Below are 8,969 nucleotides of genomic sequence, written 5' to 3' on the forward strand. Positions count from 1 at the left end.
GCCCCCTTCCATGTCTTCAACCTCCATTGCGGCAGCCGGATCGTCGCGCGCCGGGGCGAACCCGGCGCTGCTCTCCCTGCTGGCGGGCGCACTCGCCATCGCGCTCGCCCCCATCCTGGTGCGGGTCAGCGAACTGGAGCCGATCGCCACTGCCTTCTACCGGTTGGTCATCGCGCTGCCCTTCTTCTGGCTCGGCATGCTCGCCGAACGCAAGGCCCCCCGGTCCGCCAGCGCGCGCGTCACCGCCGCCGACATGGCGTTGATGGGGGTGGCCGGGCTGATGTTGGCGGGCGACCTCGCACTCTGGCATCTCAGCATCACCATGACCTCGGTGGCCAAGGCGACGCTGTTCAACAACTGCGCCCCTGTCTTAGTCGCCCTGCTCGGCTGGCTGCTGTTCGGCGAGCGGATCGGCCTCGGGCTGATCGTCGCCCTGGCGGTCTCGCTGTCGGGCATGGCACTGCTGATTGGCGACGGGCTGTTCGCGTCGGTGGGAAGTGCTGCGGAGGGGCAATGGCAGGGTGACGCCATCGCAGTCAGCACCGCCGCCTTCTACGCCGTCTACCTGATGGCGGTGAAACGCCTGCGGTCCAGCCACTCGACCAGCGTCATCATGGCGGGATCGAGTGCTGCCGCCGCCCTGGTGCTGGCGGTAGCCGCCTCACTTGAGGGCGGCCCGCTGCTGCCCGCAACCGCTTGGGGTTGGGCCGTGGTGCTGGCGCTGGGCGTCGCCTGCCATGTCATCGGTCAAGGCCTCATCACCCATGCGCTGGCACACCTTCCGGTCACCTTTTCGTCCATCGGCCTGCTCATCCAGCCGGTCGCGGCGGCGGCGCTGGCCTGGATGCTGTTCGGCGAGGCCCTGGGGCCGCTCCAGTGGCTCGGCGGCGCGCTGGCACTGGTCGGCATCACGCTGGCCCGCCGGACCTCCAGCCGCTGATCCGGCGACCAGCCACGCTCCGACCAGCCATACACCCGAAATTCCTTCTCACCGGGAGCCACCCTCATGGTGATCAGCAACGCCCAAATCCTGGCCCACCTCGGCGACACCGGCCGGGTGGCTGGGACGCTCAACCCGAAGGCCCAGTCCATCCTGTTCGGCGACGTTGCCGACGACGCCATCGACCGTGACCTGCCCTGGATCACCCAAGTGGACCGGGCGCATCTGGTGATGATGGCCGAGACCGGCCTGCTGCCGGTGGCGCAGGTTTCCCCCCTGCTGCGGCGCATCGACGAGATGGAAGGATCGGGCTTCGCCGTCCTGCGCGGACGTTCGGCCCCGCGCGGCGTGTACCTGCTCTACGAGACCTATCTCATCGCCGACCTCGGCGAGGAAATCGGCGGCGTCCTCCAGACGGCGCGCTCGCGCAACGACCTGGGCGCCACCGTGCTGCGCCTGCGGTTGCGCAGCGTCGTCGCCGACCTGCTGACCGGCCTGTCCCGGCTCCAGACCACGCTCCTGCGCCGCGCTGCGGCCTGCACCGACGCCGTGTTTCCGATCTACACCCACTACCAGCCCGCCCAGCCGGTGACGCTGGCCCACTATTACGCTGGGGTTGCCGCGGCGCTGGACCGCGACGCCGAGTCCCTGCATGCCGTGCTGGCCGATCTCGACCGCTGCCCGCTGGGTGCTGGAGCGGTAGGTGGCACCGGGCTTCCCATCGACACCCGGCGAACGGCCGCCCTGCTCGGCTTCTCGGCGCCCTGGACGCACTCCATCGACGCCGTGGCCTCGCGCGACGCCGTCCTGCGCCTGCTGGCGGCCCTGGGCATCCTCGGCGTGACGCTCAGCCGCCTTGCCCATGACCTCCAGCTGTGGACCACCGGCGAGTTCGGTTTCCTGACGGTGGCCGACGATCTGGTCGGCACCAGTTCGATGATGCCGCAGAAGCGCAACGTCTACATGCTGGAGCACGTCAAGGGTCTGGCGGCAGCGCCGATGGGAGCGCTGACGTCGGCAGCGATGGCGATGCACGCCACCCCCTTCTCCAACTCCATCGCCGTCGGCACCGAGGGCGTCAAGCCGGTATGGTCGGCGGCCTCGGGAATGCTGGATGCGCTGACGCTGGTCCGGCTGATCGTGGCCGGGGCGGAGCCGAACCAGGGCGCCATGCGCCTCAGGGCGGTGTCCGGCCAGACCAACGCCACCGCGCTGGCCGACTGGCTGGTCCGGGAGCATGGCATGCCCTTCCGCCGCGCCCACCATGAGGTCGGCGACATCATCCGCTCGATGATGGTCCAAGGTGTGGTCGATCTGGAGACCGCCGCGCGCGAGGCTCGGCCTGAGTGGTTCCGCGGCACCCGGTCGCCCGTACTGCGGCCGGTCGACATCGCCGCAGCCCAGGAGCATGGCGGAGGCCCCGGTCGCGAATCTACCACCAGCGAGATCGAACGGGTGCGGGCCTCGCTTCGCAGCCGTCGTGGTGCGCTGGTGGAGCAGCGGCGGCGCTGGCGCCAAGCACGCCGGTCCTTGCGTGCGGCGGTCGACGGCGTCCTCGGCATCGCCGTTCTCGACCGGACGGGTCGTGGCCGTCTTGGCCAAGCATAATTAGGAGTGAGAGGTCGACCATGCCAAGCACGGCCAAGGTTGCGCCGAGGGTGAAGGCCGGGAGACTGACAGCCACCGACAGTCCCCGGCCGTTCCCGGTGATGAGGGACGCGAGGGTCGGTGGCAGCCTGGAGGGGATGCCGGACGAAGCCTTGCTGTCCTCTTTACTCGCGATGGCTGCCCCGGACACCGACGGGGATCTCCTGGCCCTGCGCCTGCTAAGCGGGCATGGGTCGTTGGAGACGGCCATCGCGGCGGCATCAGCGGGCAAGCTGCCCGGCGGCATCCTCTGGGACAATCATGCATCGCTGCGCTTCCGAGCCGTGCTCGAGTTGGCGGCCCGCTTGGCAAGGCCTGTGCTGGAGCAACGCCCACTCCTTTCCTCTCACCAGGATCTGGTGACCTATGCCCGCCTCCGCGCCGCGTGCTCGACGGTCCAGACGCTGCGCCTGCTGTTCCTCGACCCCCAGCGCCAGCTGATTGCCGATGAGCTTCACCAGACCGGTTCGGTTGGTGACGTCGCCTTGTATGTGCGGGAGATCATGGGCCGCGCGCTGACCATGGACGCCAGTGCTTTGGTGATCGTCCACAGCTGCCCCAGCGATGAACCACCAAACCCGGCCAGCGTCAGGGTGTCCTGCGCGGACATCCAGAAAGCCGGGAACTTGCTCGGGGTCGAATTGGTTGAGTACCTGCTCATCGGCAGGCGCTCTTACGTCACCCTGCTGGGCGAACCTGTCGTGAAGCGGCTGGCCCGCCTCGTCGCAGCGGAGCGGGACAGCGTCACGGCGTCGCCCGAAGCCGCCGTCCGTTAGGCATCGGTGGCGGCCAGAAAGGCGTCTGCCGGGACGTCCGCTGCGGCAACCGCCCTGATCAGGTCCAGCAGCCGCCTGCGCAAGGCTCGATCCTCAATGCGGTAGTAGGCTCGGACAAGCTCAAGCGTCTCTCGTCTTGCCATCGGGTCCGGCTCTCCCGGTGCGCAGAGATCGGCTTCGAGCGTCACGTCCGGCATATAGTCTTGGTCGGCAAGGCCGTCGAAGAAGAAGGACACAGGCACATCCAGCGTCATCCCGAACTGCCACAGGCGGGATGCGGAGACCCTGTTGGCTCCCTTCTCGTACTTCTGGATCTGCTGGAACGTGAGCCCAACAGCCTGCCCCAACGCGGTCTGGGTCATCCCCAGAAGCGTGCGACGCAGCCGGATGCGGCTTCCAACATATTGGTCTACCGCTGTGGGCGCTACAACTTCGTCGTTAGCTTGGATTCCATTCCTTCGACGCGACATGCCGCCTAACCGATCCATTTGCGTGAGCAGATGAAATCATTATACAACCCTCATGTCCGCACATCCAAATGCACTTTCACGGACCTGGGTCGGGCACAGTGGGCAAGGAGTGCTTGTTGGCATGTCCCGAGGGTCAGTGGGACAGCCAAGGCTGTGAACTCTGTGTCCGCTGCCATTCACTTGAACGGGTTGTCGACCGTATCCGTCGGCTTCGGGGGAGGGATCTGGTCGGGAAGGTCTGTTTCGGTTTCCAGGGATTTCACGACGGCAGCCAGCAGGTCACGCAGCTTGCGGGCATGTTCCAGTCCTTGCTTATCCCTGGTCAGATCGATTGACCCATAGAGCGCCACCCGGTCGGTGCCGTTCTCGACCTGGAGTTCACCGATCTGCATGGCTCCGGCGTCGTCGGCATACGGCTTGATCATCGCATCAACTCCTTCAGGAACTTCAGCACGTCGCGTTCAGAGAAACCGGGCTCATCCTTCTTCCGTCCCCGCCCCGAGGCCTGAGGTTCCGGCAGAGCCAGTACCGTCGACTTGGCCGTGGCCGGGATGCCTGGAAAGACCGAGATGCCGGTGACCTCCTCCAGCTGTGCAATGGGGATGCGCTGGTAATCGTTCCCTGTCGCGTTGGGCACGAGATAGGCGGCGGCCTCACGGCGACGCGGATCGTAGATGGCCTTGAAGACGTGGGTCGGCACGAGAACCCGGCCGCCGATACGCTGGAGGTTGGCGCCCTGGAAGACGGGACCAGTCACGACATAGACCTCGCCGCGGGTGTTGGCGAGATGGCGGGTCGCCCCTTCGATGGCACTCCAGATCCCACGGTTGCTCTCACCGACCTGGGGGATCATGTTGGCCAGAGTAAAGCTCTCCTGCTGGGCCTTCGGCGTCGGCATGTCGCCGTTCGGCGCCATGTGGCCGCGGTCGAAGCCAGAGCGCTTGAAGTCGGCCAATTCGGAGCGCTCGTCCGGCGGCAAGGCCGTTTCGGCGTGGAAGGCGCTCGCCTCCGGACGCTCGAGGCCCTTGGCGGCCGCAACGCTGTCACGGGTCAGGTGCTCAACCGCATAGAGAGGAGTCCGTGTCACACCGGAATGAAGAACGGCGAAGGCTGAGTAGCAAAGCTCCCGCGTCTTCGCAGCCAGCTTCTGATTGATCAGGTCCGGCGCTACGGCCGCAGCATAATGATCAGGGCAAGCAGTCGATGCGGCGTCAGCGGGAGCAGAAAGGGCGAAAAGGACGAGAGCCGGAAGCGAGCAGGCAACCCCCCATCGGGCAACGGCATATAGTCCGAGAAGCATGGTGTCTCCCATTCCCAGAAAGGGCCGAAGCTACGACAGCTTGCAATGCACTGTCAGCCGTTGTGCACTTCCAACAGGAGCAGCCGCTTGTCGAAATCGATGCCCAGAGGTTCGTCGCTATCGTACTCCTGCACGCCTCCGAATCGGAGAATCTCGACCCGAATAGGCACGTAGCTGCCGGGCGTATAGGAGGAGGCAGAGGCGGCCGTCAGGTCGGGCGGCGTCTAGGCGGCGGCGTCCACCAGGAGCGGCAGCAGGTCTTTGGCGACGGCCTTCGACCACACCGGCCGGTTCCTCCGGTACCAGTCGAGCAAGGCCCGCGCCTCGTCCGTTCCCAGGGCGAAACGGCACGTTCCGTCCGCGACCAACCCAACCGGCCGACCGCTGACCAGATCGGCCAGCAGACTGTCCAGGGAATGGAGATGCAGGCTGCGGACGTCTGCGGTATCCAACAGAAATCGTCCAGTTCGGCAATGATCGGACGAAAGGTAGCGTGGCCTTGACCATTACGCAACCGGGGAGAGATGGACTTCACGAACCCGCGTGCCGCACGGAATGGTCGACGCGCCGCCGCCAGCTCGTGGCGATGCGCAAACGGGAGGCGACCCGTCTCCAGCAGACGGCGGACGCCGAAGCCAGTGCCGACATCCGCAGCTTGCTCGTCGTGCTCGACCGCCGAATCGCCAAGATAGAAGAGCGCATGACGGCTCTCGTTGCCGCTGGTCCGGAAATGGCCGTTATCGACCGCCGACTGCGTACCATACCGGGTGCCGGCGCCGTCGTCGCGGCGACATTGATCGCGGAACTGCCAGAGCTGGGTCAGCTCGACCGCCGTCGCATCGCGTCACTTGTCGGCTTAGCCCCGGTCGCCCGCGACAGCGGCAAGCGCTCCGCCCCACGGGCGATTGCCGGCGGTAGGCCTATCGTCCGGACGGTGCTCTACATCGCCGCCTTGCACGCCTCTCGATGGTGCCAGGCATTCAAGGAGTTTCGGGCGCGGTTCCAGACCGCCGGAAAGCCGGTTAAAGCGGCCCTTATCGCCACGGCTCGGAAGCTCCTCGTCACCCTCAACGCGATGATTGCGACGGGCACCGATTACGAACCACCGGAAGCAGCCTGAATACAGTTGCCAGCCAACGCCGCGGATTTGCAGGCACTCGTCGTCCAGCATCTGGAGGACATCGCCGAGGAAATCCGCACCAGCTCCGGCGACGGCTGGAAGATCTTCTGGAACACTGAGGTGGAGAAGCATGTCAGACCCAAGGTGGAGAACATCTGCCGCAACGCCCTGCTCAGCCTGTTGACCCCCCGCCTCATCCGCCACGGCGCGGTGGCGAAGCCGGAAGGCTATTACGCCGGGAGCAAGGACGCCGATATCGACGTGGACGGCGGCACCCTCGTGTTACCCGTCGAGATCAAACTGCAGATGCACGATGCGCTGTGGACGGCGGCGGAAGGGCAGTTGCAGCGGCTCTACACGGCCGATCCGCTGGCGGGCGGACGTGGCGTGTATCTTGTGTTCTGGTTCGGGCCGACGGTTGACCTCACGTCCCCACGCGACGGCTCGCCGCCCCCGGCATCGGCGGGAGACCTGAAGACGGCGCTCGTGAATCGGCTGACGGGCAGTGCGCGCGAACTGCTGTCGGTGGTGGTGATCGACGCAGGGCCGCCGGACCCTACTCTTCAGCACCAGCAGGTCCGAAGGCGGCGTAAGGCGATCCTTCGGGTACCTCGCGCATCATCTCCGACAGCTCGGACCTGACCTGTTAGGCGAGGCTCTCTCCAAATTCCAGCCGACGACCAACGCCACCTCTTCTCGGTCAAGCCGATGCCCGCAGCCTTATTCACAAGGTCGTGGGACAGAGCGCCCTCCACGGCTTCCATGTCGATTCCGACAGCTTTCGCGCCAGCTTGGCCGTCCTGGTCGGCTGCAGCGTCCGCGGCGCCGGGCTGATGCTGGAGGATCTGGTAGCCTGCGGCGATGCCGTCGAGGTGAGCGGCCGCGGCAGCCACCGCTTGTACGGCCTGCCGGGTACCGAAGGCATCCGTGGCGAAAACACCAGACCGCGCCCCTTGGGCGGGAACTTCGTTCCCCTGTTTAAGAATACTCTGTTCTAAGATTCCGGAGAACCGGAACCCCGCACCAATCCTGGACGGAGATGGGGTGACGGGGTGAAAAGTACGGGGTTCCGGGATTACGTGTGCGGAGGGACAGCGGCCGACGGGGTGACATGTACGGGGTTACGGGGTGCCTTGGACGGGGCGCGCCGACGCATCAAGGCGACGCCGACGTGACGTGCAGCCGAATCTCGCACCTAAATGTTTGGGGCAGCAGGAATTCCGGGATGCCCATGCACTGCGAACGCTGATGCCTTTGCAGTGCATGGCCTTGGTGCCCGCCCCGGGCTGAGCGGCGGCGAGGCCGACGGCGGGCCTCACCCTGGGCGTCCTCATCGGTTCCAACTGGCCGCTCCCGTCCCGGCCTCCTCTCCGGTTCATGCGCTCCACGCCAGGCTGAGCGAGGTGGCGCGCCCGGCGGTGGTCGATCCCCTCAGGCGTGGGCCTCCACGTTGAGCTTGGGCTGCAACGCCAGACGAAGGACCGGCCGGTCAAAATGTGGCATCAGAGCCAACCCGTGCTGCACGGCCGCGTCCAGGTCGCCGACGGCCGTAAAGACATCCGTGCATTCGAGGCCCACCTGGTAGCCAAGGGATCCGGCCACCAGAAGGAGGTTCTCGATCTGCTCGCGCGCAGCGGGCGAGTGTTCGCCGTGCGACCACGCATGCACCGCATCCCGCAGAAGCCGGCACAGGCGGTTGGTGAGATAGGCGGTGTCCGGCTGCAACACCCTGACGACCGCATCCGCTTCGATGCGGTTGATCAGCTCGGTACCGTCGCGAACAATCGTCATCATGGCTTCTTCCTGTCGGAACATCGTTGTCGTGCCGACCGCCCGGCGCGGCGGCCCGTAGGGCCAGCCGGCGCGCCGGGACGGGCGACGGATTGGGTGTGCGGTTTGCCGGGCGGCGCGACGCGGGAGGCGGTCAGCGCACCGGCTTGTTCTCAAGCATCTCCGCCGCACGCCGCCGCTGTTCGCGGGCGCGGTCGCGATGCCGCTCCGACAGCGGGTACCGGGCACGGACGAACAGCCGCATCGTCCCCAGCCCACATGCGCCGAACCAGGAGCGCTGATCGTCGATGGCCGCCACGGCCGCGCTGTTCATCGCGTCGACCATCGCGGGCCAGCGCTCGTCCTCGCTGCGGTGGTCGCCCCAGCGATTGATCGAGCACACGACGCTCGACGCGGTTGGGCGGTCTGCTCCACCCGCTCCATTGGACGGAAACGTCACCGTGGTGACGCTCTCGATCCGCGTGTTGCCCAGCCACACAGGCCGGTTGAGGACAAGCTCCGCTTGCAGACATGCCAGAAGAGTTCCCAAGCGCCCGAGATCCAGCACGCCGCGAGCGCCGACCGGAACGGTTGCGGTGAGATCGAGGACCCCGACACCGGTACCGGCCTCGAAGCGGCGAATCCAGCTGTCGACCGGTGCACAGCGCGGGTCCTCGCGCGGAATGACGGTTCCGTTCAAGCGCAGGCGATGGTCCAGCCAGAAGACGTCGAGGGACGCGGTCTCATTCAGCGCTTCAGACAGGGATTCGAGGATCATCGAAAAATTCCGCGTGGTTTCGCATGCCCGAGCGATGCCTGACCCCTTGCGCGTTGGGCGGGCGCCGCCCCCCCCCCCCCCCCCCCNGCGACGGTGCGGTCATCCCGGCACGTCATGCCNAGACCCGTTGCCTTTGCGGGATGCCGATAGCCCCGATCCCGGACAGGA

Annotated in this window: 12 protein-coding genes; 6 read left to right on the forward strand and 6 right to left on the reverse strand. The window is 66.6% G+C overall.

Features of this window, described 5'->3' with window-relative positions; all coding sequences use genetic code 11:
- Positions 1-10 precede the first annotated feature (10 nt).
- The 3 genes from VH569_RS28365 (at position 11) to VH569_RS28375 (ending at position 3,363) form a co-directional block, all read left to right on the forward strand.
- On the forward strand, positions 11-940 hold the full coding sequence (locus VH569_RS28365) for a DMT family transporter (RefSeq protein WP_423319826.1): 930 nt from the start codon (positions 11-13) through the stop codon (positions 938-940).
- Between the two features lie 66 nt (positions 941-1,006).
- Entirely contained in the window at positions 1,007-2,548 is a 1,542-nt protein-coding gene (argH, locus tag VH569_RS28370; RefSeq protein WP_423319827.1) for an argininosuccinate lyase, read from the forward strand.
- Between the two features lie 137 nt (positions 2,549-2,685).
- Positions 2,686-3,363 carry a JAB domain-containing protein gene (locus tag VH569_RS28375; protein ID WP_423319829.1) on the forward strand — a complete coding sequence of 226 codons (678 nt, stop codon included), beginning with the start codon at positions 2,686-2,688 and terminating at the stop codon, positions 3,361-3,363.
- Here the strand turns inward: VH569_RS28375 and VH569_RS28380 are convergent.
- The 4 genes from VH569_RS28380 to VH569_RS28395 form a co-directional block, all read right to left on the reverse strand.
- Entirely contained in the window at positions 3,360-3,833 is a 474-nt protein-coding gene (locus VH569_RS28380) for a helix-turn-helix domain-containing protein (protein ID WP_423319831.1), read from the reverse strand. The genes VH569_RS28375 and VH569_RS28380 overlap by 4 nt on opposite strands.
- Before the next feature lie 176 nt (positions 3,834-4,009).
- On the reverse strand, positions 4,010-4,258 hold the full coding sequence (locus tag VH569_RS28385; RefSeq protein ID WP_109155856.1) for a hypothetical protein: 249 nt from the start codon (positions 4,256-4,258) through the stop codon (positions 4,010-4,012).
- The gene (locus tag VH569_RS28390) at positions 4,255-5,133 is read right to left on the reverse strand and encodes a DNA/RNA non-specific endonuclease (RefSeq protein WP_423319834.1); all 879 of its coding nucleotides are present in this window, start codon (positions 5,131-5,133) and stop codon (positions 4,255-4,257) included. Before VH569_RS28390 ends, VH569_RS28385 begins: the two co-directional genes overlap by 4 nt.
- Before the next feature lie 224 nt (positions 5,134-5,357).
- Complete coding sequence (locus VH569_RS28395; protein WP_423319836.1) at positions 5,358-5,585, reverse strand: hypothetical protein; 228 nt, start codon at positions 5,583-5,585, stop codon at positions 5,358-5,360.
- A 41-nt stretch (positions 5,586-5,626) separates the two neighbouring features.
- Between VH569_RS28395 and VH569_RS28400 the strand changes: the two genes are divergently transcribed.
- From VH569_RS28400 to VH569_RS28410, 3 genes are all read left to right on the forward strand, one after another.
- The gene (locus VH569_RS28400) at positions 5,627-6,253 is read left to right on the forward strand and encodes a transposase (RefSeq protein WP_423319837.1); all 627 of its coding nucleotides are present in this window, start codon (positions 5,627-5,629) and stop codon (positions 6,251-6,253) included.
- Between the two features lie 6 nt (positions 6,254-6,259).
- Positions 6,260-6,895, forward strand: coding sequence for a hypothetical protein (locus tag VH569_RS28405; protein WP_423319839.1), 636 nt, complete (start codon positions 6,260-6,262; stop codon positions 6,893-6,895).
- A gap of 92 nt (positions 6,896-6,987) precedes the next feature.
- Positions 6,988-7,251 (forward strand): hypothetical protein, encoded by a 264-nt coding sequence (locus VH569_RS28410; protein WP_423319840.1) that lies wholly within the window; start codon positions 6,988-6,990, stop codon positions 7,249-7,251.
- 433 nt (positions 7,252-7,684) lie between these two features.
- Here the strand turns inward: VH569_RS28410 and VH569_RS28415 are convergent, their stop codons facing one another.
- Positions 7,685-8,047 carry a hypothetical protein gene (locus VH569_RS28415; RefSeq protein WP_423319842.1) on the reverse strand — a complete coding sequence of 121 codons (363 nt, stop codon included), beginning with the start codon at positions 8,045-8,047 and terminating at the stop codon, positions 7,685-7,687.
- Between the two features lie 130 nt (positions 8,048-8,177).
- Positions 8,178-8,801 (reverse strand): hypothetical protein, encoded by a 624-nt coding sequence (locus tag VH569_RS28420; protein ID WP_423319844.1) that lies wholly within the window; start codon positions 8,799-8,801, stop codon positions 8,178-8,180.
- Positions 8,802-8,969: the final 168 nt, after the last annotated feature.

The sequence above is a fragment of the Azospirillum sp. 11R-A genome, assembly GCF_049472615.1.
Lineage (GTDB): Bacteria > Pseudomonadota > Alphaproteobacteria > Azospirillales > Azospirillaceae > Azospirillum > Azospirillum palustre.